The organism is Streptomyces sp. NPDC001816 (assembly GCF_042892235.1).
Classification (GTDB): Bacteria; Actinomycetota; Actinomycetes; order Streptomycetales; family Streptomycetaceae; genus Streptomyces.
Map to the genome: position 1 here is coordinate 226,824 of NZ_JBIATY010000004.1, position 23,924 is coordinate 250,747.

Here is a 23,924-nt window from a genome sequence, read left to right on the forward strand (position 1 = left end):
CGGGGTGCCCGGGAACTCCGGGCACCCCGCCTCAGGGGTGAAGTCGAGCGCGGCGACTAGGCGTCGTAGTCCTGGTCGAAGCGTTCCTGCATCTCCCTCTCCGTCTCCGGAATGTCACGGAGGTTCTGCTGACCGCGCTGCGGCTGCTGGCCACGCTGCGGCTGCTGACCCCGCTGCGGCTGCTGACCGCGCTGCGGCTGACCGGTCTGGCCGGGCTTCTGCTTCGCCTGACCCTGCTTCTGGCTGGGCTTGTCCTTCATACCCATGTGGGTTCACTCCCGTGGGGGTGGGGGGTTGGCCCCTTGGTGGGGCCTCGACCAGATTCACACGGGTGGACACGCAGCGCACGTCGATCAGTTACGGTGCGTAGCCCTCGCCGCTTCGTCGGCCTCGCCACCTGCGCCGACGAGCCCGGAACTCATCCCCTGCAGACGGGGCGCGAACCGCCGCATCTCGCGCTGGCCGACGGTGCCGATGAGCGCCGGCAGATATCCGCGCACGCCCTGCATGCCGCGCAGCCACCACTGCGCGTACACGTGCGCCGAGCGCCGCTCGATACCGTCGACGATCCGGTCCACCGCCGGGCCCAGCGGGTACGTCTTGTTCGCCGGCCACGGCAGCCGCTGCCTCAACTCCCGCATGACGTCGTCCTGGTCGGCCCCACGCACCATGTCGGTGTCGGTCCAGGACAGGTAGCCGACGCCCACGCGCACGCCCTGGTGGCCGACCTCGGCGCGCAGACTGTGCGCGTACGCCTCCACGCCCGACTTGGAGGCGCAGTACGCCGTCATCATCGGCGCCGGGGTCATCGCGGCGAGCGAGGCGATCTGCAGCAGGTAGCCGCGGCTCTCGGTGAGCACCGGCAGGAAGGCCCGGGCCGTCACCGCCGAACCGATCAGGTTCACCTCGATCACGCGCCGCCAGGCCTGCGGATCGGAGTCGGCGAAGGGCCCGCCGGTCGCCACACCGGCGTTGGCCACGACGATGTCGACCTTGCCGAACCGCTCCTTGACCTCCTGCGCCACCCGGCTCATCGCCTCGTGGTCGGTGACGTCGGCGTACCAGTGCGCACTGTCGCTGTGCAGCCGCTCGGAGACCTCCTTGAGCGCCTCCTCCTCCAGTCCGACGAGCGCCACCTTGGCACCGCGCGCGGACAGCTTGCGCGCGAGCAACTCGCCGACGCCGCGCGCCGCTCCCGTGACGACGGCGACCTGACCTTCGAGGCTGACCCTGCTCATGCGCCCTCCTTGGTGTACGTGTAGGTGCTGACGAGTGCCCGGATCTTTCCGGTCATCAACTCCGGGGCCTCGATCGGGGTCATGTGACCGACGCCGGTGAGTTCGGTGAGGCCGATGCACCGGGGCAGCGTGGCCACCAGCGCGCGGGCGTGCACGGGGGGCGTCAGCCGGTCGGATGCGCCGTGCACCACCTCGGTGGGCACGTGCAACTCCCGTACGCCGTGGTCGAGGTCGAGCGCCGCGAGCACGGCGGCCCAGGCGTGGCGCACGGCGCGCGGGCAGGCGTGCACGATCCGCGCGCACGCCTCCACCATGTGCGGGGCGGAACCGGCGCCCATGGTGGCGTACTTGAGGATGCGCTTCGCGACGGGCGTGACCGGGCCGAGAGGGGCGCGCGAACCGAGAATGTGCCCGGTGATCCAGGTACGCACGCGCCCGGCGCGCAGCGGCACCACCCGCGACTCCGCGACCAGCCGCGAGCTGCCGGTGCTGCACAGCAGGACGGCGGCGGCGTGTTCGCGGAAACGGGGGCGCGCGGAGGCGGCCATGACCGTCATCCCGCCCATGGAGTGCCCCACGATCACGGCCTTCTCGCCGGGCGCGAGCGTCTCGGCGAGCACCGCTTCCAGATCGTCCGCCAGGGCGTCGGTGGTGCACGCGGGGCTCGCGGGACTGCGCCCGTGCCCCCGCTGGTCGTACGCGATCACCCGGTGGTCGGCCGCCAACTCCCGTATCTGCGCCGCCCAGAACGCGGTCGAGCAGGTCCAGCCGTGGGAGAGGACGACGGGGGGCGCGTCCTTTGGCCCGTGGACCTCGACGTGCAGGCGTGCGCCGTCGGCGGAGACCACGGTGAGAGTGTGGGCGGGAGCGGGCGGGGCGTAGGGGCCCAAGGCCACGGAGGTGAGACGGCTCATGCGGCGGCCTCGCTCTGCTGCTGGACAGCCGTGTCCGCTTCGGCGGGCTTGGCGCCGGCCTTCCGGATCACTTCGTACTCCGCCAGGTCCACCCGCCGGGTCGCGCGCCGGAACTCGGCCGTCGTACCGGGCCAGATGGTGGTGTTGCGGCCGCTCGCGTCGAGGTACCAGCTGGTGCAGCCGCCGGTGTTCCACACGGTCCGCTTCATGCGCTCCTGGACCTTGTGGTTCCAGTCGTCGACGGCGGCGGGCCGGGCGTCGAGTGCGGTGCGCCTGCCGAGGACGTCGAGCTGGCGCAGGTAGTCGGCCATGTAGTTCAGCTGGGACTCGATCATGAGGATCATGGAGGAGTTCCCGAGCCCGGTGTTGGGCCCGATGATCGTCATCCAGTTCGGGAACCCGGCGGCCGAGGCGCCGCGCAGCGCCTGCATGCCGCTCTTCCAGGACTCCGCGAGCGTGCCGCCCGCCGCGCCGACCACGCGCTCGGCGATGGGCATGTCCGTGACGTGGAAGCCCGTACCGAAGATGATCACGTCGACCTCGGCCTCGGTGCCGTCGGCGGCGATCACGGTCGACCCGCGGATCTCGGTGAGCCCGCTCGCGACGACGTCCACATTCGGCCGGGCGAGGGCCGGGTAGTACTCGCTGGACAGCAGGATCCGCTTGCAGCCGATGCGGTAGTCCGGGGTGAGCTTGGCGCGCAGGTCCGGGTCCTTGATGGCGCGGGCCATGTTGCGCTTGGCGAGCTGTTCGACCAGGCCGAGTTCGTCGGGATGCTTGGTGAACGCCTGCACCTGCAGCTCCCGGAGCCCCCACAGCACTCCGCGGCGCAGCTGGGTGGTGAAGGGCAGCGCCCGGTGCAGCCGGCGCTCGGCGCCGCTGATGGCGCGGTCCACGCGGGGCATCACCCAGGGCGGGGTGCGCTGGAAGAGGGTGAGCCGGCCCACCTGCGGCTGGATGGCGGGCACGATCTGGATGGCGGAGGCGCCGGTGCCGACCATGGCGACGCGCTTGCCGCGCAGGTCGTGGTCGTGGTCCCAGCGGGCCGAGTGGAACACCTTGCCGGGGAAGGAGTCGAGCCCAGGGATCTGCGGGATCTTCGGGTCGGACAGCGGCCCGGTGGCGGAGACGACGACGTCGGCGGTGAGCGAGCCGCGCGCGGTCTCGATGTTCCACCGCAGGTTCTCCGCGTCCCAGCTCATCAGCTTCACCTCGGAGTCGAAGCGGAGGTGCGGGCGCAGCCCGAAGACGTCGGTGACGTGCTCCAGGTAGGCGCGGATGTGCCGCTGCCCGGAGAAGGTGCGCGGCCAGTCCGGGTTGGGTGCGAAGGAGAAGGAGTACAGGTGGGAGGGGACGTCGCAGGCGCACCCGGGGTAGCTGTTGTCCCGCCAGGTGCCGCCGACGCTGTCGGCCCGCTCCAGGACGACGAAGTCGGTGATCCCCTCGCGGCGCAGCCGCACCGCGGCTCCCAGTCCGCCGAACCCGGACCCGATCACCGCCACTCGTACATGCTCGTGCTCGGCCATCCCGAAGCCTCCACGCATCGCCTTGGACTCTGCCAGTGAACACTGGCGCAATGGGACTGTAGAGCAGCTCCGTACCGAGCGGTAGGGGGGAGGGAAAGGAAAGTTACCGGCGGTACAACATAGGCTTCGGACGTGGCAGACGACGGCGAACGCAAGGACGAGCAGGGCAGCGGCAAGGTCGGCGCACCGCGCGAGTACCGCATGGAGGAGCTGGCCCGCCTGGCCGGCATCACCGTACGCACGCTGCGCTTCTACCGCGAGCGCAAGCTGATCCGGCCACCCCGCCGCGAGGGTCGTATCGCCTGGTACGACGACCACCACCTGGCCCGACTGCGCACGATCTCGGCGCTGCTGGAGCGCGGTCACACGCTCAACGGCATCGCGGAACTCGCGGAGGCCCTCGACCAGGGCCGTGATGTCGCCGACCTCCTCGGCGTCGGCACCCCCACCGAGGAGGAGCCGGTCCACCTCACTCCCGAGGAACTCGCCGCCCGCTTCGAGGGCGAGGTCACCCCCGAGAACCTCGCCGCCGCCATGGAGCTGGGCTATCTCGGCACCGACGGCGACGAGATCGTCCACATCAGCCGGCGCCTGCTGGACGTCTCCTCGGCCCTGGTCCGCGAGGGCATACCCCTCGCCGAGGTCCTGGCGGCCGGCAAACGCGTGCGCGAACACGCCGACGCCCTCGCCGAACTCTTCCGCGACCTGATCCTGCGCCACGCCCCCGAGGAGGACCTGCACCGCCTGCGCCCGCTCGCCCGGAGCGTCGTGGAGGCGGAACTGTCCCTGGCGCTGGACCGGCGGCTCAGCAAGCGGGACTGAGCCGCGCTCCTACAGGTCGTACACGACGGTCACCGGCGCATGGTCGGACCACCGCTCGGCGTGCGTGGCCGCGCGCTCCACGAGCCCCTTGACGGCCTTGGCCGCGAGCCCCGGGGTGGCCACGTGGTAGTCGATGCGCCATCCCGAGTCGTTGTCGAAGGCCCGCCCGCGGTACGACCACCAGGTGTACGGCCCCTCGGCGTCCGGGTGCAGGGTGCGCACGACGTCCACGTAGCCGCCGTCCTGAGCGGTGAGCACCCGGGTGAGCCACTCCCGCTCCTCGGGCAGGAAGCCCGAGTTCTTGGTGTTGCCGCGCCAGTTCTTGAGGTCGGTCTGCTGGTGGGCGATGTTCCAGTCGCCGCAGACGACCACCTGGCGCCCGTCGGCGGCGGCCCGCTCGCGCAGCTCCTTGAGGTGCACGAGGAACTCGTCCATGAAGCGGACCTTCTCGTCCTGGCGCTCGGTGCCGACCTCACCGGAGGGCAGGTAGAGCGAGGCGACGGTCACACCGGGCAGGTCGGCCTCGACGTAGCGCCCGCTGCCGTCGAACTCGGCCGACCCGAAGCCGACGCGGACCCGGTCGGGCTCGCGCCGTGTGTACAGGGAGACGCCCGCGCGCCCCTTGGCGGCCGCCGGGGCGTGCACGACGTGCCAGCCGTCGGGCTGCCGGACCTCCTCCGGCAGCTGGTGCGGCTCGGCGCGCACCTCCTGGAGGCAGACGACGTCCGCGGAGGTCTGGGCGAGCCACTCCACGAAGCCCTTCTTGGCGGCGGCCCGCAGCCCGTTCACGTTCACCGAGGTCACAGTCAGCACCAGGGCACGATACCGGCACACTGGTCGTGGTCCGCGTTTGCCACCCTCTGCATAGAAGTACGATACTTAGCATGAATATACGCCGTGTTCGCTTCGATCACCCCGACGCCGTCAAGCTCAACGACGAGGTCCAGGCCGAGTACCACCTGCGCTACGGCGACGGCGGCGACGCCACGGTCCTCGACGCCGCCGACTTCGCCCCGCCCCGGGGCGCGTACCTGATCGCCTACGACGAGCACGACCGCCCGGTGGCCACCGGCGGCTGGCGCAGCCAGGACCGCAACGAGGAGGGCAACGAGGACGGCGACGCCGAACTCAAGCGCATGTTCGTCGTCGAGGCGATGCGCGGCCGGGGCCTCGCCCGCCGCATCCTCGCCGTCCTGGAGGAGGACGCCCGCGCGGCCGGCCGCGTCCGCATGGTCCTGGAGACCGGCACCAAGCAGCCGGAGGCCGTCGCCCTGTACATCTCCAGTGGTTACGAGCCCTGCGCCAAGTTCGGCTACTACCGCCACTACGAGGAGAGCCTCTGCTACGCGAAGCAGCTCAGATAAGCGATGAAGCCCCGGTCGGCTACTGCCGACCGGGGCTTCATGATGCGTGGACCTGAGGGGATTTGAACCCCTGACCCCCTCGATGCGAACGAGGTGCGCTACCGGACTGCGCCACAGGCCCTTGCAACGAGTGAAACTCTAGCATCCCCATCGGGGTGCTTGGAAATCCGTTCCCTGACTGGTCAGAGGCGGGCTTCCAGCCGCGTGACAGCGGTCACTCGTTGGCCGCGCGCGGCCGGTCCCCGTCCTCGTACTGGTCGAAGAGGGGGGTGCGTCCGCGCTCGCGCGAGCGGCGGGCGGAGGCCGCCCGGCGGGCGTCGCTCCGGCCGTCCGCCGGCTTGTCCTCGGACGCGAGCGCCGCCTCGCTCTCCCCGGCCTCCGGCACGCGGCTCGCCTCCTGCTCCGGCACGACCGAGCTGGAACGCGCCGAACTCCAGGTGTCGGGCGCCCCCAGGTCCACGTCGGAGGTGGCCCGCGGCGCGACCGGCGCGGTCACGTACGTCGGCAGGGGCACCGGCACCGGGTCCCAGCTGTCCCCGTGCCCGGGCCGCCGCTGGCGCTCACGCTGCTGCTGGTCGACCCACTCGGCGTGGTCGGTCTGCTCGACCAGGGCGCGGCGGTCCGCGGCGAGCGCGGAGAGGCCGGTGTCGGTCTCGGTCTCTGGTCCCTCGTCCGGTTCGTCGGCGACGGGGCCCGCGTCGAGGGACGCGCGCCGCCGCGGCTGGCGTTCGCGCAGCCGCTGGGCCGCGACCTCGGCGCGCCGGCGATCCATCTGGTAGGCGAACCGGCGGCGCTCCTGGGAGCGCAGATAGGCGATGTACGTGCTGAGCATGACCGCGGGTACGCCGGGCGCCCACAGGAAGGCGAGGCCTCCGACGGCGGCGACGATCGCGCCGAGCGTGAAGGCGACGAAGAGCATCACGGTGGTGCGCCGACGGCGCGCCAGCACCTTCGAGCGCCGGGCGCGCGCCGCGGACGCCTGTGCCGAGGGCGCGCGCCGCGCGGCCGGTACGCGCTTCTGCGCGGACGCGGAGGCGGAGGCTGAGGCGGACACGGAGGCTCCGGGCGAGTGATGCGCGGACGCGGACGGGGACTTGGGCGCCGGGATGACGGGCCGGTCGCGTACCGGTTCCGCCCGCCCGGACGCCTCCGCCCCGGCCTCCGGGCGCACCTGACGGCGGGTCGGAGGCATGGCGAAGGCCCGGACGTCCACCGAGTCGGTGGCGGCGTCCGGATCACTGGCGTCCGGCTCCCCCTCCTGGGCGGAGCGCGCCCGCAGGTCCCTGGCGTACCGACGCTCCATCCCCGCCCGTCCGGACAGCAGCCGGATGGCGGTGCTGAAGCGTTCCGTCGGACGGGCCTCGTTCAGCTCGTCCTGCCTACGGAGCCACATCGGCACCAAGTAGGCGGCCCAGGCCCCGACAATGACTGCGTAGATGAGGCCGCTGCTGCTCACGCCTCACACGGTAGAGGGGTTTGCGTGAGGCCATCCGCCAATTGGGCCGGTGTGTCGCACGATCTGGCTGATATTTCGAGCTTTTTTTGCGACCGATGCGATCAGTGGACCGTCCGAGCCGCCAATTCAATGCACCGAGACGGTCATCAGCCGATCAATTTCGAACACGTATTCAATTTCTGGCCTAGACCGGATTCCCCGGAGTGTTCTCCTGCGTGTGCCGCATCTGCTGAGAGCGTGCCCGCTGCCAGCGCCCGAGCAACCCCTCCGGCACTTCTTCCGCCGTGAGCGCGAAGACGAGGTGGTCGCGCCAGGCTCCGTCGATGTGCAGATAACGCGGCCGCAGCCCCTCCTCGCGGAATCCGAGTTTCTCCACGACCCGGCGGCTGGGCCGGTTCTCGGGGCGAATGCAGACCTCGATGCGGTGCAGCCCGACGGTGCGGAAACAGTGGTCGACCACGAGCGCGACGGCCGTCGGCATCACCCCGCGCCCGGCCACCGCCTCGTCCACCCAGTAGCCGACGTGGCCCGAGCACATCGACCCCCAGGTGATCCCGGCGACCGTCAACTGCCCGACGAGCTGCCCCCGGTACTCGATGACGAACGGCAGCATCCGGCCCGCGTGGGCCTCTGACCGCAGATGCCGGACCATCTGGCGGTAGGTCGGCCGGTGCGTGATCGGCCCGCTCGGCGTGGGCGGCGGGATGGTCGCCTCCCAGGGGCGCAGCCAGTCCCTGTTGCGCCGGTTCACCTCACGCCAGGCCCGCTGGTCGCGCAGCTTTATCGGCCGGAGGACGACGTCTCCGTCCGCCAGCACGACGGGCCAGGAAGGGCTGTTCAGCTCGCACCCCCACTACTGGGTCTCGGGTGGTCGCCGCCGCGGATCTGGTCGACGGCGTGGACCAGCAGCGGCTCCAGGACGGCGAGGCCGTCCCGCACCCCGCCGGTGGAGCCCGGCAGATTGACGATCAGGGTCCGCCCGGCCACTCCGGCCAGGCCCCGGGACAGCGCCGCGGTCGGCACCTTCTCCCGTCCGAACGCCCGGATGGCCTCCGCGATGCCCGGCACCTCGTAGTCGATCACCGCGCGGGTCGCCTCGGGCGTGCGGTCGGTGGGCGAGACGCCGGTGCCGCCGGTGGTGACGACGACGTCGTAGCCGGCGTCGGCACCGGCGCGCAGGGCCGCCTCCACCGGGTCACCGTCCGGGACGACCCGAGGGCCGTCGACCTCGAAGCCGAAGCCCCGCAGGCCGTCGGCGATCAGGGGGCCGCCCTTGTCCTCGTAGACCCCCGCGGCAGCCCGGTTGGAGGCGGTGACCACCAGCGCGCGGTACGTCATGACCGGCTCCAGTCGCCCGACTTGCCGCCCGTCTTCTCCTCCACCCGAACGTCCGTGATGACCGCTCCCTTGTCGACCGCCTTGACCATGTCGATCACGGTGAGCGCGGCGACCGTCACCGCGGTGAGGGCCTCCATCTCGACGCCCGTACGATCCGTCGTCTTCACGGTGGCCCAGATCTCCACGGCGTCGTCCGCGACCGACAGATCCAGTTTCACACCGGACACCGACAAGGGGTGGCACAGCGGGATCAGGTCCGGGGTGCGCTTGGCGCCCATGATCCCCGCGATGCGCGCGGTGGCCAGGGCGTCCCCCTTGGGCACCCCCTCACCGCGCAGCAGCTCGACCACCCGCGGTGACACCAGGACCCGGCCGCTCGCGCGGGCGGTGCGCGCGGTCACGTCCTTCCCGGACACGTCGACCATGCGGGCCGCGCCCGCGTCGTCGATGTGCGTGAGTCGGTCCTGCACAGGGCGTCCGGGGGTCTCCCCCCGGGAAGGCACAGTCATGGTGTGTGGCGCTCCCGGTCCGGGCCCGTCGCAGTGCGGTGCGCGGGCCTGTTGTGCGCGACACGGTACCGCCCGCTCGTCAGCCGAGCAGCACGACCTCCACGTCCGTACCGGGCTCGGCGGACTCCACGTCCTCGGGGACGACGATCAGCGCGTCGGCCTGCGCCAGCGCCGCGATCAGATGGGAGCCCGAGCCGCCCACGGGAGTCACCTCGCCGTCGGCGTACTTGCCGCGCAGGAACTGCCGTCGCCCCTTCGGGGAGCCGAGCGCCTTGTCCGCCTTCAGGGTGGCCCGGGTGCGGGGCCGGTGGACGTCGTCGAGGCCCATCAGGGTGCGGATCGCGGGGCGGACGAACAGCTCGAAGGAGACGTACGACGACACCGGGTTGCCCGGCAGCGCCAGCAGGGGCGTGTGGTCGCGGCCGATGGAGCCGAAGCCCTGGGGCTTGCCGGGCTGCATGGCGATCTTGCGGAAGTCGATGCCGCCACCCGCCTCGTCCTCGTCGCCCACGTGCGACAGCGCCTCCTTGACGACGTCGTACGCCCCGACGCTCACCCCGCCCGTGGTCACCAGCAGGTCGGCGCGGATGAGCTGGTCCTCGATGGTGGAGCGGAGGGTGTCGGCGTCGTCGGCGACGGCGCCCACCCGGTAGGCGATGGCGCCCGCGTCACGGGCGGCCGCGGTGAGGGCGAAGCTGTTGGAGTCGTAGATCTGGCCGCTGCCCAGATCCTCGCCGGGCTGGACGAGTTCGCTGCCCGTGGACACGACGACCACGCGTGGGCGCGGGCGCACCCGTACCGTGCCCCGGCCGATCGCGGCGAGCAGTGCGATCTGCGGCGGACCGAGGATCGTCCCGGCCTCCAGGGCCAGGTCTCCGGCCTTCACGTCGCTGCCCCTGTCGCGCACGTGCGCGCGTGCCTCGGCGGGGCGGTGCACGCGCACCTGCCCCTCGGCGCCCTCGGGGGCCAGGCTGCGGGCCCGCATCCCGCTCACGGGGCCCTCGCCGAGCCCGCCGTCGGTCCACTCGACAGGGACGACGGCCTCGGCGCCGGGCGGCAGCGGGGCTCCGGTCATGATGCGGGCGGCCTGGCCGGGTCCGACCCGGACCAGGTCGGCCGAGCCGGCCGCGACGTCCCCGACGACCTCGAGGACGGCCGGGAACTCCTCGGTGGCACCGGCGACGTCCGCGACCCGCACCGCGTACCCGTCCATGGAGCTGTTGTCGAACGGTGGCAGGGAGACCGGCACCGTGACGTCGTCGACCAGGACGCAGCCCTGGGCATCGAGCAGTTGCAGCTCGATGGGTTCGAGGGGACGGACGGTGGAGAGGATGTCCTCCAGGTGCTCGTCGACCGACCAGAGGTGGTCCGGGCCGGCGGGGCTGGTCGCGGCGCTGCTCAACGTTGCTGCATCTCCTCGGCTACGTAACTGCGAAGCCAGGTCCGGAAGTCCGGGCCCAGGTCTTCACGTTCGCACGCCAGTCTGACAATGGCACGCAGGTAGTCGCCACGATCGCCGGTGTCATAGCGGCGGCCCTTGAAGACGACGCCGTGCACCGGGCCGCCGACCTTCTCGTCTTCGGCCAGCTGCTGGAGGGCGTCGGTCAGTTGGATCTCGCCGCCGCGGCCGGGCTCGGTCTTGCGAAGTATGTCGAAGATGTGCGGGTCGAGGACGTAGCGGCCGATGATCGCGTAGTTCGACGGGGCGTCCGCCGGGTCCGGCTTCTCGACCAGGCCGGTCACCTTGACCACGTCGCCCTCGGCGGTGGCCTCGACGGCCGCGCAGCCGTAGAGGTGGATCTGCTCGGGCGCGACCTCCATGAGCGCGATCACGCTGCCGCCGTGCTGCTCCTGGACCTCGATCATGCGCTGGAGCAGCGGGTCGCGCGGGTCGATCAGGTCGTCACCGAGGAGGACCGCGAAGGGCTCGTGACCGACGTGCGGGGCGGCGCACAGGACGGCGTGGCCGAGGCCCCTGGGGTCGCCCTGGCGCACGTAGTGCATGGTGGCCAGGTCGCTGGACTCCTGCACCTTCGCGAGCCGCCCGGCGTCTCCCTTCTTCTGGAGCGCCGATTCCAGCTCGTAGTTGCGGTCGAAGTGGTCCTCCAGCGGACGCTTGTTGCGTCCGGTGATCATGAGGACGTCGTCGAGCCCCGCCGACACGGCCTCCTCGACCACGTACTGGATCGCCGGCTTGTCCACGACCGGCAGCATCTCCTTGGGAGTGGCCTTGGTGGCCGGCAGGAACCGGGTACCGAGGCCCGCTGCGGGAATGACAGCCTTGCTGATCCTGGGGTGCGACTGAGTCATGCTCGCAACCTTAACCGGTGCCTTTGGTAAGGAATATGTGACTCCGGTTATTTGGCCCTCATATGAGCGCATTAAGAAGGGTGCAAGAACGACCAGTGGTACACGACGGACGCACGAGCGAGCCTGACAAGCGAAAGTTGCGACGGGAGTTCCTCGCGATGAGGAACAGGTTGCCGGAGGATGTCGTACGGGAGGCGGGCGACACGCTGGCCGAGCGCGCCCTTGAGCTGCCCGAACTGGCGCGTGCGCGCACGGTGGCGGCGTACGTCTCCGTCGGGAGCGAGCCCGGCACGCTCGCCCTGCTGGACGCGCTGCGCGCGCGGGGCGTGCGCGTCCTGCTCCCCGCGCTCCTGCCCGACAACGATCTGGACTGGGGCGAGTACGCCGGTCCGGGCTCCCTCGCGCGGATCCAACATGGCGGAAAAATGGCCCTGTTCGAGCCCTCCGGCGAGCGCCTCGGCCCGGACGCCGTGATCGCGGCGGACGTCGTGCTGCTGCCCGGGCTCGCGGTGGACGCGCGCGGGATGCGCCTGGGGCGCGGCGGAGGGTCGTACGACCGGGTGCTCGCGCGTCTGGAGCGGGCGGGCGCGCGCCCCGCGCTCGTGGTGCTCCTGTACGACACGGAAGTCGTCGCACGCGTCCCGGAGGAGGCGCACGATCAGCCGGTGCACGCGGTGGTGACGCCGTCGGGGGTGCGCCGCTTCACCGGCGCCTGACCGGGCGAGGCCCCTGGTACTGGTACACGAACGGGACGGGCCCCCTCCACGCGCGCGTGGAGGGGGCCCGTCCCTTCGGCCTGCCGTCAGCCGATCACGGCTTGAGGACGAGTGTGTCGCTCGTGCTCGCGTCGACCGCCTTGTCCGAGAACGACCAGGGCAGCAGCTCGCCCTTGACCCACTTGCTGGTCTGGTCCGTGTAGTGGGCGCTGTAGGCGTGTCCGGAGGCTCCGGTCAGGTTGATCCACTTGGACTTGTCGAGGTCCTTGAGGTTGACGACCATGCGCATCGACGGCACCCAGACGACGCCGTAGCCGCCGGCGGCGTTCCAGCCGGTCGCGTTGACGGTGGCCTCGCCGCCGCTGAGCTTCCAGGGACCGCGGTTGAGGACGTACCGGAGGAACTCGGGGCCTTCGGTGCCGAGCGTCTGGTTCTTCAGGAACAGGCGGTGCAGCCGGCCCCAGCTCCAGGTGTCGATGTCCTTGCCGAGCTTGGCGGTCAGCTCCCAGCGGGCGTCGATCATGGCGCGGGCGAACAGCTGGTCCCGGTTCTTCGCCTCCGGGCGGGTGCCCGACTTGGGCGTCTTCCACCAGTCGCTGTCCGGCTTGTCCATCAGCGTGCGCACGACCTCGAACCAGCGGTCGCCGCCGTCCGGCTGCGCCTGGTCGGCGTCGCGCTGGCCGCACTCGCGGACCTTCGCGTCGTCGTCCACCGGGCCGGTGCTGTCGATCTTGTCGACCCACAGGCACTGGCCCTTGACGCGCAGCTCCTTGGGGAGCTTGTTGCCGAAGGCGAGCTTGAGGACGTTGCGCCACACGGAGTTGAAGTAGGCGGCCGCCGCGGAGTCGGCGTCCTGGGTGTAGTCCCAGCCCTCCAGCAGCTTCTGCGCCTCCCGGACATGCTTGTCGTCGAGGTTGATCTTCAGCAGCTTGGGCACCAGCAGCTTGGCGATCTCACTGCTGTTGTCCACCTGCATCTGGCGCATGTCGTCGGTGGAGATCTTGCCCGTGCCCTTGATCTTGGACTCGATCAGGTCGGTGATGCGCTGGCTGCGGGTGCCGTAGCCCCAGTCCGAGGTGAGCGTGTACGGGTACTTGTCCTTGTCGACCACGGCCTGGTTGGCGGTGACGATATAGCCCCGCTCGGGGTCGTACTCGTAGGGCAGCTCGTCCTGCTTGATGAAGCCGGTCCAGCGGTACTTCGAGTCCCAGCCCGGCGCCGGGATGGAGCCGTCGTCCACCGAGGAGCGGGTGGGGATCCTGCCCGGCAGGGTGTAGCCGATGTGGTTGTCCGTGCTGGCGTAGACCAGGTTCTGCGAGGGCACGTCGAACAGGGCGGCGGCGGAGCGGAAGTCGCTCCAGTCGGCTGCCTTGTCGAGGGCGAACACGGCGTCCATGGAGGTGCCCGGGTCGAGCGCCGTCCACCTCAGGGCGATGCCGTAGCCGTCGCCGCGGTCGGGCGCGGCCGTGTTGACGGCGGCCTTCCTGCCGACCTGGACGAGTTCGTCGTCACGGTCGGACAGCAGCGGCATCCCGTCGGCGGTCTGGCGTACGACGATGGTCTTGGACTTGCCGCCGGCGACCTTGATGGTCTCCTCGCGGCTCTTGAAGGGCCGGACCTTGCCGTCGTACAGGTAGCCGTTGCCGCTGAGCTTCTCCAGGTACAGGTCGGTGACGTCGACCCCGGAGTTGGTCATGCCCCAGGCGATGTCCCCGTTGTGGCCGATTATCACGCCGGGCATGCCGGCGAAGGTGTAGCCGGTGACGTCGTACTGGCACTTGCTGGAGACGGTGCGGCAGTGCAGGCCCATCTGGTACCAGACGGACGGCAGCGACGCCGACAGGTGCGGGTCGTTGGCGAGCAGCGGCTTGCCGGTGATGGTGTACTTCCCGGCGACGACCCAGGAGTTGGAGCCGATGCCCTGGCCGTTCACGCCGACCGCGGTGGGCACGTTGTCCAGGACCTTGTAGAGGCCCGCCAGCTGGCTCGTGAGGGCCGAACCGGCCGCGGACGAGGGGGAGGAGCCGGTCGCGCCGGTCGCACCCTGAGAACCGCTCGTGGCGCCGCCCTGCTGGAAGGCCTTGGCCACATCGCTGTACTGGCCCTCGTGGACGATCGGCTTGTTGCGGCTGTAGGGGTACTCGGGGTACAGGTCCTCGATCTGCTGCGGGCCCAGACGGCTGGTCATCAGGGCGCGGTCGATCTCGTCCTGCATGTTGCCGCGCAGGTCCCAGGCCATCGCCTTCAGCCAGGAGACGGAGTCGACCGGGGTCCACTTCGCCGGCTTGTAGTCGTTGGTGAAGCCCAGAGCCGCGTACTCCAGGGAGATGTCCTCGCCGTCCTTGCCCTGAAGGTAGGCGTTGACACCCTTGGCGTAGGCGTCGAGGTACTTCTTCGTGGAGGCCGACAGCTTGGTGTCGTACTCCTCCTTGGCGATCCGGTCCCAGCCGAGGGTGCGCAGGAACTCGTCGCTCTTGACCTGCCCCTTGCCGAACATCTCCGACAGACGCCCGGAGGTCATGTGCCGGCGCACGTCCATCTCGTAGAACCGGTCCTGCGCCTGGACGAAGCCCTGCGCCATGAAGAGGTCCTCGTCGGACGAGGCGTAGATCTGCGGGATGCCGTTCCCGTCCCGCTTGACGTCGACGGGCCCCGACAGGCCCTGGAGCGTGATCGATCCCGTGGTCTGCGGGAAGGAGGCGCGAACGGTGCTGATCGACCAGTAAGCCCCGTAGGCGACGCCTCCGATGAGGGCAAGGACCAGCACCAGCACGAGCAGCCGGGCTTTGCGTCCCTTCTTCCTGCCGGACTTGACGGACGTGGCACCCGTGGTGGCGGTGTCACCCGTTGTGGCGGTGGTGTTGGGGGGCATCGCTGTCCTTGCTGTCCTAACGCGAGCGGCAGGTCGGGCTGTGACTTTGAATGAGCGCTGGAGCAACCATAGGCGCAGGGTCCCGAGCCGCTTGACGCGGAGTCGGGAACCGGCGCGCACGGACGTTCGATCTTGCCCTGGCGAGCGTCAAGAAAACGTCAAGAGTTAGGTAAGGTAACGAAGTACTTGGGTGCGGTGCGCCGCAGCCTCGGGTCTTGTGTACGTGAGCTCACGCGCCCCCCGCGCGAGCCGAGGAAGGGAACCGCCGCTGACCGTTCACCACCTCGACCAGCTCCTGCTCGTCTGCTCCCTGGTCCTCCTGGTCGCCGTCGCGGCCGTCCGGATCTCCTCCCGCAGCGGGCTCCCCAGCCTGCTCGTCTACCTGGGGATCGGCGTCCTCATGGGCCAGGACGGCATCGGGAACATCCACTTCAACAATGCCGAGATGACCCAGGTCATCGGGTACGCGGCCCTGGTCGTGATCCTCGCCGAGGGCGGTCTGGGCACGAAGTGGAAGGAGATCCGGCCGGTCCTGGGGTCCGCCTCCATGCTGGCGCTGGCGGGGGTCGCGATCAGCGTCGGCGCGACCGCGACGGGCGCGCACTATCTGGTCGGGCTGGACTGGCGGCAGGCGCTCATCATCGGCGCGGTGGTCTCCTCGACGGACGCGGCGGCGGTCTTCTCGGTGCTGCGCAGGATCCCCCTTCCCGCGCGCGTGGTGGGCACGCTGGAGGCGGAGTCCGGCTTCAACGACGCCCCGGTGGTCATCCTGGTCGTCGCCTTCTCCACGGCCGGCCCGGTCGAGCACTGGTACGCCCTGGTCGGCGAGATAGCGCTGGAACTGGCCATCGGCGCGGCCGTGGGTCTCACGGTGGGCTGGCTCGGGGCCTGGACCCTCAAGCGTGTCGCCCTGCCCGCCTCCGGCCTCTACCCGATCGCCGTACTGGCGATCGCCGTCACGGCCTACGCCGCCGGCGCACTGGGTCACGGCAGCGGCTTCCTCGCCGTCTACCTGGCGTCGATGGTGCTCGGCAACGCCAAGCTCCCGCACTGGCCCGCCACGCGCGGATTCGCCGAGGGGCTCGGCTGGATCGCCCAGATCGGCATGTTCGTCCTGCTCGGCCTGCTCGTCACCCCGCACGAGCTGGGCGACGACGTCTGGCCGGCCCTCGTCATCGGGCTCGCGCTGACCATGGTGGCCCGCCCGCTGAGCGTCGTCCTCAGCCTGGCCCCGTTCCGGGTGCCGTGGCCGGAGCAGGCGCTGATGTCCTGGGCGGGACTGCGCGGCGCCGTGCCCATCATCCTGGCGACGATCCCCATGGTGAACGGCGTCGCGGGCAGTCATCGGATCTTCAACATCGTCTTCGTGCTGGTCGTCGTCTACACCCTCGTGCAGGGGCCGACCCTGCCCTGGCTGGCGGGCAGGCTGCGCCTCGGCGAGCCGGGCGAGGCCGCCGACCTCGGCATCGAGTCGGCACCCCTGGAGCGGCTGCGCGGGCATCTGCTGTCCGTCTCGATCCCCGAGGGCTCCCGGATGCACGGCGTCGAGGTCAACGAGCTGCGGCTGCCGCCCGGCGCCGCCGTCACCCTCGTCGTCCGGGATGGAAAATCGTTTGTTCCGCTGCCCACGACGGTGCTGCGGCACGGCGACGAACTCCTCGTGGTCGCCACCGACCCCGTGCGCGACGCGGCGGAACGACGCCTGCGCGCGGTCGCCCACGGCGGCAAGCTGGCCGGCTGGCTGGGCATGGACGGGCCGGGCGGCTCACGTTAACCAGGCTGCTCGCGTTAAGGGGGCGTTTCGTACGGTTCACACCTCCGGCAATCACAGGTGACCGCGCCGAATGGTGCTCATTTTCACAGGTGGGCGAGGCGGTGCCCCCTGTACGATGAAGGCGCACCCTGATCGAACCAACTCTGCCTGACGCAGAGCTGGCGCGACCGTATGGCGGCCGGGCCACCCCCACCCACAGTGGGCGCCGGTATCTACCGCAGTTTGCGCAAGAGGACAGCTCTCGGCGCCCGGGCCCACAACGGGGCCCGCGCTACCAGGCGGCAGAAAGGCACGGGCCGTGGGATCCACGGTCACCACCACCGCACCGGAGACGACCTCGCCGGCCTCTTCCCGCCCGGGATACGGACAGCTGCTGCGCACCCGCGGCGCCTGGACGTTCCTGCTCCCCGGCTTCGCGGCGCGCCAGCCGTTCGCGATGCTCACCATCTCCATCGTGCTGCTCGTGCAGCACACCACCGGCTCGTACGGTGCCGCGGGCGCCGCCGCGGCCGCCACCGGTGTCTCCATGGCGCTGTTCGCGCCGTACAGCGGCCGCCTCGCCGACCGTTACGGGCAGCGCGCCGTCCTGATCCCGGGTGTCCTGGTGCACGCGCTGTCGGGCCTGACCCTGACGGCGCTCGCGCTGGCGCACGCGCCCCTGTGGGCGCTGTTCGTGGCGGCCGTGCCGACCGGCGCCTCGGTCCCGCAGGTCGGCCCCATGGTGCGTGCGCGCTGGGGCGTGAAGCTCCAGGGCTCGCCCCTGATGACCACCGCGGCGGCCTTCGAGTCCGTCACGGACGAGCTGACCTTCGTCTTCGGGCCCCTGCTGGCGACCGCGCTGTGCACCGCCGTCACCCCGTCCGCGGGCCTGGTGACCGAGGCCGCGCTGACGCTCGTCGGCGGTCTGCTGTTCGCCGCGCAGAAGAGCACGCAGCCGTCGGTGTCCCGCGGGAGCGGGCACGCGCGCGTGCAGCACGCCTCCGCCCTGCGCGTCCCGGGCGTCCGGGTGCTGGTGGTGACCTTCCTGGGCATCGGGTCGGTCTTCGGCGGCATGCAGGTGTCGCTGGCGGCGTTCACCGAGTCGATCGGCGAGCCCGGCCTCAACGGCGTCCTCTACGGCACCTTCGCCGCCGGCAACATGCTCTCCGGCATCGTCTGCGGTGCGATCGCCTGGAAGGCCGCCCCGCAGCGCCGCCTGATCCTCGGCTACGCCGCGCTCGCACTGACCGCGTCCGCGCTGTGGACGGCGCACTCGGTGCTCCTGCTGGCCGGTCTCGGCCTGCTGGTCGGCATGTGCATCGCACCGGCCCTGATCACCGGCTACACGCTGGTCGAGGGCCTGGTGCCGGCCGAGGCCCGCACCGAGGCGTTCACCTGGCTGACCGGCGCCGTCGCGCTCGGTCAGGCGGCCGCCGTCACGGTCGCCGGACAGCTGGAGGACCGCCTGTGGGGCGGTGCCGGTTTCCTGGTGCCGATGGCCGGCACCGTGCTCGCGCTGGCCACCCTGGTCGCCCTGCGTTCGCGGCTGGTCGCCCGGGCCCAGACCCGCACCATCGCACGTGGCGTCGGTCACCGCGTGCCGGTGACGGTGGACTGATCCCCGGGAATACGTCACTATGGACCGTCGTTAGCACTCATTGAGTGAGAGTGCCAGGAGGAAGACAGTGCCGACCTACCAGTACCAGTGCACCGAGTGCGGCGAGGGCCTCGAGGCGGTTCAGAAGTTCACCGATGACGCCCTGACCGAGTGCCCCAACTGCGGTGGCCGCCTGAAGAAGGTGTTCTCCGCGGTCGGCATCGTCTTCAAGGGCTCCGGCTTCTACCGCAACGACTCCCGCGGCTCCACGTCGAGCAGCAGCCCGGCGACGAAGTCGTCCAGCTCCTCGTCGTCCGACTCGAAGTCGTCCTCGTCGGCGTCCACGTCGTCCTCGGCGTCCTCGTCTTCGTCGGGCTCGTCGAGCAGCAGCTCCGCGGCCTGAGATCTCACTCCCCGGGCCCTGCCGTCGCCTGACGGCAGGGCCTCAGGTGTACTCGGGCACCGGCTCCCCCGGCTTTCCGCAGCCAGCTAATGTGCTCGTCATGGCGAACGCAGAGATCGGTGTAATCGGCGGGTCGGGCTTCTACTCGTTCCTCGACGACGTGACCGAGGTCCAGGTGGACACCCCCTACGGGCAGCCCAGCGACTCCCTCTTCCTCGGCGAGATCGCCGGCCGGCGGGTCGCCTTCCTGCCCCGGCACGGCCGCGGCCACCACCTGCCACCGCACCGCATCAACTACCGCGCCAACCTCTGGGCGCTGCGCTCGGTCGGCGTCCGGCAGGTCCTCGGCCCGTGCGCGGTCGGCGGTCTGCGCGCCGAGTACGGCCCTGGCACCCTGCTCGTGCCGGACCAGCTGGTGGACCGTACGAAGGCCAGGGTCCAGACGTACTTCGACGGGCTGCCGCTGCCCGACGGCACGGTGCCCAACGTGGTGCACGTGTCCATGGCCGACCCCTACTGCCCCGCCGGCCGGGCCGCCGCGCTGAAGGCGGCGCACGGACGGGACTGGGAACCGGTGGACGGCGGCACGCTGGTCGTGGTCGAGGGGCCGCGCTTCTCGACCCGCGCCGAGTCGTTGTGGCATCAGGCGCAGGGCTGGTCCGTGGTGGGCATGACCGGCCACCCCGAGGCAGCGCTCGCCCGTGAACTGGAGCTCTGCTACACCTCGCTGACCCTGGTCACCGACCTGGACGCCGGTGCCGAGACCGGCGAGGGGGTCTCCCACGAGGAGGTGCTGCAGGTGTTCGCGGCCAACGTGGACCGGCTGCGCGGCGTGCTGTTCGACGCGGTGGCGGCACTACCGGAGACCGGGGCACGGGACTGCCTCTGCAAGAACGCCCTCGGCGGGATGGATCCGGGCTTCGAACTGCCGTAGCGGGAGGAACGGGGCAAGGCGGGGGACGGGGCGACGCGAAGACCCGGGCGAGGCGGGGACCGGGGCGAGGCGAGGGATGGGACGGGCGGAAGTCCCCGTTCGGGTGGGTGAGTTGTCCACAACCCCTCAGTAGTCCACCGGCTCCGGCGGGCTTCGGCGCGAGGCGTCATCGTGGCAGGGCAAGCCGAAATCCCCTCGTCGCAGGCGGTGATCCCCATGCCCTTGACCTCGTCGTCCCCCAGTCCGGCCGCGCCTCCCCTCCGCCTCCCGCGTCCCCTCGGCACCGACGCCCCGGCGACCTGCGAGGTCCCGCCCTTCACCCCGGTGCGCGTGCGCGGCGGGCGGTATCAGCTGCAGCGGCTGGTACGGCATCGCAGGCGGGCTCTCGCGGCCGGCCTCGCCGTGACCGCGGCCGCACTCGTGGCGGCGGGGCCGCGGACCACGTCGGAACCCCACCGCGCCGAACGGGTCCGCGGGCACCCGGTCACGGAACCCGCACGACGGCACGGAGCGGTGGACATGGTGACGGCGCCGGTGCGGATCTCGGACGCCGCCACCGTCCGGCTGCTCCGGCCCGGCGACCGCGTCGACGTCATCGCGGCCGAGGATCCGTCGGCCGGAGGAGGCGCCCGGGTGCTCGCGCGGGGTGTGCGGGTGACGAGGGTGCCGGAGCCGCTGGAGGGTGCGTCCGAGAGCGGGGCGCTGGTCGTGCTGTCGGTGCCGCGCACCACGGCGGCGCGGCTCGTGGGCGCGAGCGCCACCGCACGGCTGGCGGTGACGCTGTGCTGAGCCACCTCGGCCGATGTCTCTGCGACCCGCCGTCGACCCCTTCGATCGAGCTACGGAATTGGACACAATGGCCGCACCGTGCCGTAGGTTGCGGAGCGTTTCGTTCCACACCCTGCGCGCGCGAGGAGAGTCCCCGAGGTGAACGCGAAGAAGGAACCGAGCATCTGGCAGGGCTTCAAGGCCTTCCTGATGCGCGGCAACGTCGTCGATCTGGCAGTCGCGGTCGTCATCGGCGCCGCTTTCACCAACATCGTCAACTCGGTGGTGAAGGGGCTCATCAACCCGCTGGTGGGCGCGATAGGCACGCAGAACCTGGACATCTACAGCGCGTGCCTGAGCAGCAGCTGCAAGGGCGACCAGGGCATCCAGCTGATGTGGGGCTCGGTCCTCGGCGCGACGCTGAGCTTCGTGATCACCGCGGCCGTCGTGTACTTCCTGATGGTCCTGCCGATGGCGAAGTACCTGTCCCGGGTGGAGGCCCGCCGGAAGGCGAAGGAGGGCACGCACGAGATCATCGAGGTGACCGAGCTGGAGGTCCTCAAGGAGATCCGCGACGCGCTGGTCGCCCAGCGCGGGTCGGGGCACGACGAGCGCTAGCGGCGCTCCCGCGGGCCGCTCAGAGGTGGTGGGGCGGCTTCTCGTCGAGGAAGCGCTTCAGGTCGGCGGCGCTGTCGCCGTCCGGGCGCTCGCCCCACCCGCGGTCGGTGTCGTCCGAGGACTGCTGGCTCAGCGGGTCGTCGAAGATCAGCGCGGGCTTGGGGTCGCGCGGCTCGGGTTCGGGGGCAGTGCTCATGTCCCCAGGGTACGGCCCCGGCCCGGGCGGCCCCGCGAGGCCTCTGACCTGGTGGTTTCTCCCGAACTTCGAATCCCCGCAGGTTTGTGAATCCCTTCACAAGATATTGTCGCGGTTTTCTGCTGTCCTGGGAGGCATGACGTCCAGTTCCGCTTCGGCGCCCGCCTCGGGTGCGCACAAGTCCCACGGGCTCCTGCGGCGGCTCACCGCGCGCAGGCGCGACGAGGCGCACCGGGTCTCCTCCCCGCTGGAGCTCTTCTTCGACCTGTGTTTCGTGGTGGCCATCGCACAGGCCGGCGTGCAACTCGTGCACGCCGTGGCCGAGGGGCACGCGGGCAGCGGGATCATGAACTACGCGATGGTGTTCTTCGCCATCTGGTGGGCCTGGATGAACTTCACCTGGTTCGCCTCGGCGTACGACAACGACGACGCGCTCTACCGCGTGGTCACCCTGGTCCAGATCGCCGGTGTGCTGGTGCTGGCGGCCGGCGTCTCCCGGGCGTTCGAGCACCACGACTACCTGGTCGTCTGGCTCGGCTACGTGATCATGCGGCTGGCGATGGTCGCGCAGTGGCTGAGAGCGGCGCGATCGGCCGAGGGGCCGGAGCGGACCACGGCGCTCAGATACGTGTGCGGTGTGCTGTTGTGCCAGGTCGGCTGGGTGGGGCTGATCCTGCTGCCGGAGCCGGCCCGGCCCTGGGTGTTCCTGGTGATGGTGATCGCGGAGCTGGCCGTGCCGGTCTACGCGGAGAGGGCCCGAGTGACGTCCTGGCATCCGCACCACATCGCCGAGCGGTACGGCCTGTTCACGATCATCGTGCTCGGCGAGACGATCGCCGCGGCCACGGTCGCCGTGAAGTCGGCGCTGGACGAGCACGACGCGCTGGGCGAGCTGCTGCCGATCGCGGCGGGCGGCCTGCTGATCGTCTTCGCCGCGTGGTGGATCTACTTCGTGGTGCCCATCCACGGTCATCTGCGCTCCAGCAGACAGGCATTCCTCTGGGGCTACGGCCACTACCTGATCTTCGCCTCGGCCGCGGCCATCGGCGCCGGCCTGGAGGTGGCGGTGGAGCAGGTGGTCGGCAAGGCGCACATCTCGACGCTGTCCGCCTCGGCGGCCGTGACCCTGCCGACGGCGCTGTACCTGCTGACCGTGTGGGCGCTGCACTCGCGGCACTTCAAGGTCGGCATCAGCCAGCAGCTGGTGCTTCCGGTGACGGCGCTGTTGGTGGTCTGCTGCACCTTCCTGGGCGAGTGGGCGGTGCTCGCCGCGGGGCTCGTGTCCGCGGCAGCGGTGGCGGTCGGGGTCACGCTGACGACGCGCATGGTCGCCCACAAGCGGCGCGCGAACGAGACGGCACCGGCCGCCTGAACCCCGCGGACGCGTCCTGGGGCTGGGCCAGACTGGCCCCATGACAGTTGACGCATTGACGGATGTCGCCGGACTGCGGGTGGGGCACGCCACCCGCAGCGGGGACGGCCGGCTCACCGGCACCACGGTCGTCCTCGCGCCCGAGGGCGGCGCCGTCGCCGCCGTGGACGTGCGCGGGGGCGGCCCCGGCACCAAGGAGACCGACGCCCTCGACCCGCGCAACGTGGTGCAGAAGGTCGACGCCGTCGTGCTGACCGGAGGCAGCGCCTACGGGCTCGACGCCGCGTCCGGGGTGATGGCCTGGCTCGAGGAGCAGGGGCGCGGGGTGCGGGTCGGGCCGGACCCGGGGCACGTCGTGCCGGTGGTGCCCGCCGCGTGCGTCTTCGATCTGGGGCGCGGCGGTGACTTCCGCGCCCGGCCGGACGCGGCGACGGGGCGCGCGGCGGTGGAGGCGGCCGCGGCGAGCATGCAGGGCGCGGCCGTGCACGAGGGGTGTGTGGGCGCCGGTACGGGCGCCGTGGCGGGGCAGCTCAAGGGCGGGGTGGGCACCGCGAGTGCGGTGCTGGACTCGGGGGTCACGGTGGCCGCCCTGGTGGTGGTGAACGCGGCGGGGTCGGTGCTGGATCCGGAAACGGGCGTCCTGTACGGGGAGTTGTTCCAGGGGCGCGTGCAGTACCCGGAGGAGCGCGTGCACGAGGCCGCGCGTCGGCGTCTGGCCGAGGTGGCCTCGAAGAACGCGCCGCCGCCGCTGAACACGACGCTCGCGGTGGTCGCGACCGACGCGGACCTCACCAAGGCGCAGGCGCAGAAGATGGCGGGTACGGCGCACGACGGCATCGCGCGCGCCGTGCGGCCGGTGCACCTGCTGCACGACGGCGACACGGTGTTCGCGCTGGCGACCGGCACCCGCGCGCTCGACGGCACCGGCCCGCTGGCGCTCAACGACGTCCTCGCGGCCGGGGCCGACGTCGTGACGCGCGCGATCGTGCGCGCCGTGCGCGCCGCCGGGTCGGTCGACGGGCCGGGTGGAGTGTGGCCGTCGTACGGGGAGTTGTACGGGGAGTCGTCCGGGCGGCGATGAGCCCCGGCGGCCGTCGGCCGCGGGTTGAGCCATGGATTGTCGCGGTTCTGTCACGTGATGACGTCAACGGGATCCGGAGGGAACCTCCCCCCGGGCCCGGGCCCTCTTTCATCACGCACTGGAACGGAACACGCACA

24 protein-coding genes and 1 tRNA gene are annotated in these 23,924 nt (G+C 71.2%); 11 read left to right on the forward strand and 14 right to left on the reverse strand.

Annotated elements, in window-relative coordinates; translation table 11 throughout:
- Nucleotides 1–56 precede the first annotated feature (56 nt).
- The 4 genes from ACFYZZ_RS16540 to ACFYZZ_RS16555 form a co-directional block, all read right to left on the reverse strand.
- A complete protein-coding gene (locus ACFYZZ_RS16540) occupies nt 57–266 on the reverse strand; it encodes a hypothetical protein (RefSeq protein WP_389176101.1) in 210 nt (69 codons plus the stop codon).
- An 87-nt stretch (nt 267–353) separates the two neighbouring features.
- On the reverse strand, nt 354–1,238 hold the full coding sequence (locus tag ACFYZZ_RS16545) for an SDR family oxidoreductase (protein WP_389176103.1): 885 nt from the start codon (nt 1,236–1,238) through the stop codon (nt 354–356).
- Nucleotides 1,235–2,152, reverse strand: a complete 918-nt coding sequence (locus ACFYZZ_RS16550) for an alpha/beta fold hydrolase (protein WP_389176105.1) — start codon at nt 2,150–2,152, stop codon at nt 1,235–1,237. The genes ACFYZZ_RS16545 and ACFYZZ_RS16550 overlap by 4 nt, the downstream gene beginning before the upstream one ends.
- Complete coding sequence (locus tag ACFYZZ_RS16555) at nt 2,149–3,678, reverse strand: flavin-containing monooxygenase (RefSeq protein ID WP_389176107.1); 1,530 nt, start codon at nt 3,676–3,678, stop codon at nt 2,149–2,151. Before ACFYZZ_RS16555 ends, ACFYZZ_RS16550 begins: the two co-directional genes overlap by 4 nt.
- A gap of 201 nt (nt 3,679–3,879) precedes the next feature.
- Between ACFYZZ_RS16555 and ACFYZZ_RS16560 the strand changes: the two genes are divergently transcribed.
- A complete protein-coding gene (locus tag ACFYZZ_RS16560; protein ID WP_389176872.1) occupies nt 3,880–4,500 on the forward strand; it encodes a MerR family transcriptional regulator in 621 nt (206 codons plus the stop codon).
- Between the two features lie 9 nt (nt 4,501–4,509).
- On the opposite strand, the gene ACFYZZ_RS16565 is transcribed toward ACFYZZ_RS16560, so the two are convergent.
- Nucleotides 4,510–5,313: an exodeoxyribonuclease III gene (locus ACFYZZ_RS16565; RefSeq protein WP_389176109.1), complete on the reverse strand. Its 804-nt coding sequence runs from the start codon at nt 5,311–5,313 to the stop codon at nt 4,510–4,512.
- A gap of 71 nt (nt 5,314–5,384) precedes the next feature.
- On the opposite strand from ACFYZZ_RS16565, the gene ACFYZZ_RS16570 reads away from it, so the two are divergent.
- Nucleotides 5,385–5,864 carry a GNAT family N-acetyltransferase gene (locus tag ACFYZZ_RS16570; RefSeq protein ID WP_389176111.1) on the forward strand — a complete coding sequence of 160 codons (480 nt, stop codon included), beginning with the start codon at nt 5,385–5,387 and terminating at the stop codon, nt 5,862–5,864.
- A 47-nt stretch (nt 5,865–5,911) separates the two neighbouring features.
- Here ACFYZZ_RS16570 and ACFYZZ_RS16575 read toward each other — a convergent pair.
- The 7 genes from ACFYZZ_RS16575 to galU all read right to left on the reverse strand — a co-directional run bounded on the left by ACFYZZ_RS16575 (nt 5,912) and on the right by galU (nt 11,477).
- A tRNA-Ala gene (locus ACFYZZ_RS16575) sits at nt 5,912–5,985 on the reverse strand.
- A gap of 93 nt (nt 5,986–6,078) precedes the next feature.
- Nucleotides 6,079–7,320 (reverse strand): gephyrin-like molybdotransferase receptor GlpR, encoded by a 1,242-nt coding sequence (gene glpR, locus ACFYZZ_RS16580; RefSeq protein WP_389176113.1) that lies wholly within the window; start codon nt 7,318–7,320, stop codon nt 6,079–6,081.
- 184 nt (nt 7,321–7,504) lie between these two features.
- Nucleotides 7,505–8,137 (reverse strand): GNAT family N-acetyltransferase, encoded by a 633-nt coding sequence (locus ACFYZZ_RS16585; protein ID WP_389176115.1) that lies wholly within the window; start codon nt 8,135–8,137, stop codon nt 7,505–7,507.
- A 20-nt stretch (nt 8,138–8,157) separates the two neighbouring features.
- Nucleotides 8,158–8,658 (reverse strand): molybdenum cofactor biosynthesis protein B, encoded by a 501-nt coding sequence (locus ACFYZZ_RS16590; protein WP_389176117.1) that lies wholly within the window; start codon nt 8,656–8,658, stop codon nt 8,158–8,160.
- Complete coding sequence (gene moaC / locus ACFYZZ_RS16595; RefSeq protein WP_389176119.1) at nt 8,655–9,167, reverse strand: cyclic pyranopterin monophosphate synthase MoaC; 513 nt, start codon at nt 9,165–9,167, stop codon at nt 8,655–8,657. The genes ACFYZZ_RS16590 and moaC overlap by 4 nt, the downstream gene beginning before the upstream one ends.
- 79 nt (nt 9,168–9,246) lie before the next feature.
- Nucleotides 9,247–10,569 carry a gephyrin-like molybdotransferase Glp gene (gene glp / locus ACFYZZ_RS16600; RefSeq protein WP_389176121.1) on the reverse strand — a complete coding sequence of 441 codons (1,323 nt, stop codon included), beginning with the start codon at nt 10,567–10,569 and terminating at the stop codon, nt 9,247–9,249.
- A complete protein-coding gene (galU, locus tag ACFYZZ_RS16605) occupies nt 10,566–11,477 on the reverse strand; it encodes a UTP--glucose-1-phosphate uridylyltransferase GalU (RefSeq protein WP_389176123.1) in 912 nt (303 codons plus the stop codon). The genes glp and galU overlap by 4 nt, the downstream gene beginning before the upstream one ends.
- 158 nt (nt 11,478–11,635) lie before the next feature.
- Between galU and ACFYZZ_RS16610 the strand changes: the two genes are divergently transcribed.
- Nucleotides 11,636–12,193: a 5-formyltetrahydrofolate cyclo-ligase gene (locus ACFYZZ_RS16610; protein ID WP_389176125.1), complete on the forward strand. Its 558-nt coding sequence runs from the start codon at nt 11,636–11,638 to the stop codon at nt 12,191–12,193.
- A gap of 94 nt (nt 12,194–12,287) precedes the next feature.
- On the opposite strand, the gene ACFYZZ_RS16615 is transcribed toward ACFYZZ_RS16610, so the two are convergent.
- Nucleotides 12,288–15,065 carry a penicillin acylase family protein gene (locus ACFYZZ_RS16615; RefSeq protein ID WP_389176127.1) on the reverse strand — a complete coding sequence of 926 codons (2,778 nt, stop codon included), beginning with the start codon at nt 15,063–15,065 and terminating at the stop codon, nt 12,288–12,290.
- A 223-nt stretch (nt 15,066–15,288) separates the two neighbouring features.
- On the opposite strand from ACFYZZ_RS16615, the gene ACFYZZ_RS16620 reads away from it, so the two are divergent.
- The 6 genes from ACFYZZ_RS16620 (at nt 15,289) to mscL (ending at nt 21,138) form a co-directional block, all read left to right on the forward strand.
- Nucleotides 15,289–16,839, forward strand: a complete 1,551-nt coding sequence (locus tag ACFYZZ_RS16620) for a potassium/proton antiporter (RefSeq protein WP_389176129.1) — start codon at nt 15,289–15,291, stop codon at nt 16,837–16,839.
- Nucleotides 16,840–17,137: 298 nt separating this feature from the next.
- Nucleotides 17,138–18,436 (forward strand): MFS transporter, encoded by a 1,299-nt coding sequence (locus tag ACFYZZ_RS16625; protein ID WP_389176131.1) that lies wholly within the window; start codon nt 17,138–17,140, stop codon nt 18,434–18,436.
- Between the two features lie 67 nt (nt 18,437–18,503).
- The gene (locus ACFYZZ_RS16630; protein ID WP_389176133.1) at nt 18,504–18,818 is read left to right on the forward strand and encodes an FmdB family zinc ribbon protein; all 315 of its coding nucleotides are present in this window, start codon (nt 18,504–18,506) and stop codon (nt 18,816–18,818) included.
- Between the two features lie 100 nt (nt 18,819–18,918).
- Complete coding sequence (locus ACFYZZ_RS16635; RefSeq protein ID WP_389176135.1) at nt 18,919–19,752, forward strand: S-methyl-5'-thioadenosine phosphorylase; 834 nt, start codon at nt 18,919–18,921, stop codon at nt 19,750–19,752.
- A gap of 216 nt (nt 19,753–19,968) precedes the next feature.
- On the forward strand, nt 19,969–20,541 hold the full coding sequence (locus ACFYZZ_RS16640) for a hypothetical protein (protein ID WP_389176137.1): 573 nt from the start codon (nt 19,969–19,971) through the stop codon (nt 20,539–20,541).
- Nucleotides 20,542–20,679: 138 nt separating this feature from the next.
- Nucleotides 20,680–21,138, forward strand: a complete 459-nt coding sequence (mscL, locus tag ACFYZZ_RS16645) for a large conductance mechanosensitive channel protein MscL (protein WP_389176139.1) — start codon at nt 20,680–20,682, stop codon at nt 21,136–21,138.
- A 19-nt stretch (nt 21,139–21,157) separates the two neighbouring features.
- On the opposite strand, the gene ACFYZZ_RS16650 is transcribed toward mscL, so the two are convergent.
- Entirely contained in the window at nt 21,158–21,334 is a 177-nt protein-coding gene (locus ACFYZZ_RS16650; RefSeq protein ID WP_386573335.1) for a hypothetical protein, read from the reverse strand.
- 136 nt (nt 21,335–21,470) lie between these two features.
- Here ACFYZZ_RS16650 and ACFYZZ_RS16655 point away from each other — a divergent pair, with 136 nt between their 5' ends.
- Nucleotides 21,471–22,706 carry a low temperature requirement protein A gene (locus ACFYZZ_RS16655; RefSeq protein WP_389176141.1) on the forward strand — a complete coding sequence of 412 codons (1,236 nt, stop codon included), beginning with the start codon at nt 21,471–21,473 and terminating at the stop codon, nt 22,704–22,706.
- 40 nt (nt 22,707–22,746) lie between these two features.
- Nucleotides 22,747–23,787, forward strand: a complete 1,041-nt coding sequence (locus tag ACFYZZ_RS16660; RefSeq protein ID WP_389176143.1) for a P1 family peptidase — start codon at nt 22,747–22,749, stop codon at nt 23,785–23,787.
- The last annotated feature ends 137 nt before the right edge of the window (nt 23,788–23,924 follow it).

What these genes read in the sequence shown, in the direction of transcription:
- moaC (WP_389176119.1), bottom strand. Translation starts at nt 9,167, where the DNA reads ATGACTGTGCCTTCCCGGGGGGAGACCCCCGGACGCCCTGTGCAGGAC.
- ACFYZZ_RS16615 (WP_389176127.1), bottom strand. Translation starts at nt 15,065, where the DNA reads ATGCCCCCCAACACCACCGCCACAACGGGTGACACCGCCACCACGGGT.
- galU (WP_389176123.1), bottom strand. Translation starts at nt 11,477, where the DNA reads ATGACTCAGTCGCACCCCAGGATCAGCAAGGCTGTCATTCCCGCAGCG.
- ACFYZZ_RS16560 (WP_389176872.1), top strand. Translation starts at nt 3,880, where the DNA reads ATGGAGGAGCTGGCCCGCCTGGCCGGCATCACCGTACGCACGCTGCGC.
- ACFYZZ_RS16655 (WP_389176141.1), top strand. Translation starts at nt 21,471, where the DNA reads ATGACGTCCAGTTCCGCTTCGGCGCCCGCCTCGGGTGCGCACAAGTCC.
- ACFYZZ_RS16650 (WP_386573335.1), bottom strand. Translation starts at nt 21,334, where the DNA reads ATGAGCACTGCCCCCGAACCCGAGCCGCGCGACCCCAAGCCCGCGCTG.
- ACFYZZ_RS16590 (WP_389176117.1), bottom strand. Translation starts at nt 8,658, where the DNA reads ATGACGTACCGCGCGCTGGTGGTCACCGCCTCCAACCGGGCTGCCGCG.
- ACFYZZ_RS16610 (WP_389176125.1), top strand. Translation starts at nt 11,636, where the DNA reads ATGAGGAACAGGTTGCCGGAGGATGTCGTACGGGAGGCGGGCGACACG.
- ACFYZZ_RS16545 (WP_389176103.1), bottom strand. Translation starts at nt 1,238, where the DNA reads ATGAGCAGGGTCAGCCTCGAAGGTCAGGTCGCCGTCGTCACGGGAGCG.
- ACFYZZ_RS16660 (WP_389176143.1), top strand. Translation starts at nt 22,747, where the DNA reads ATGACAGTTGACGCATTGACGGATGTCGCCGGACTGCGGGTGGGGCAC.
- ACFYZZ_RS16555 (WP_389176107.1), bottom strand. Translation starts at nt 3,678, where the DNA reads ATGGCCGAGCACGAGCATGTACGAGTGGCGGTGATCGGGTCCGGGTTC.
- ACFYZZ_RS16570 (WP_389176111.1), top strand. Translation starts at nt 5,385, where the DNA reads ATGAATATACGCCGTGTTCGCTTCGATCACCCCGACGCCGTCAAGCTC.
- ACFYZZ_RS16635 (WP_389176135.1), top strand. Translation starts at nt 18,919, where the DNA reads ATGGCGAACGCAGAGATCGGTGTAATCGGCGGGTCGGGCTTCTACTCG.
- ACFYZZ_RS16540 (WP_389176101.1), bottom strand. Translation starts at nt 266, where the DNA reads ATGGGTATGAAGGACAAGCCCAGCCAGAAGCAGGGTCAGGCGAAGCAG.
- ACFYZZ_RS16550 (WP_389176105.1), bottom strand. Translation starts at nt 2,152, where the DNA reads ATGAGCCGTCTCACCTCCGTGGCCTTGGGCCCCTACGCCCCGCCCGCT.
- ACFYZZ_RS16640 (WP_389176137.1), top strand. Translation starts at nt 19,969, where the DNA reads ATGCCCTTGACCTCGTCGTCCCCCAGTCCGGCCGCGCCTCCCCTCCGC.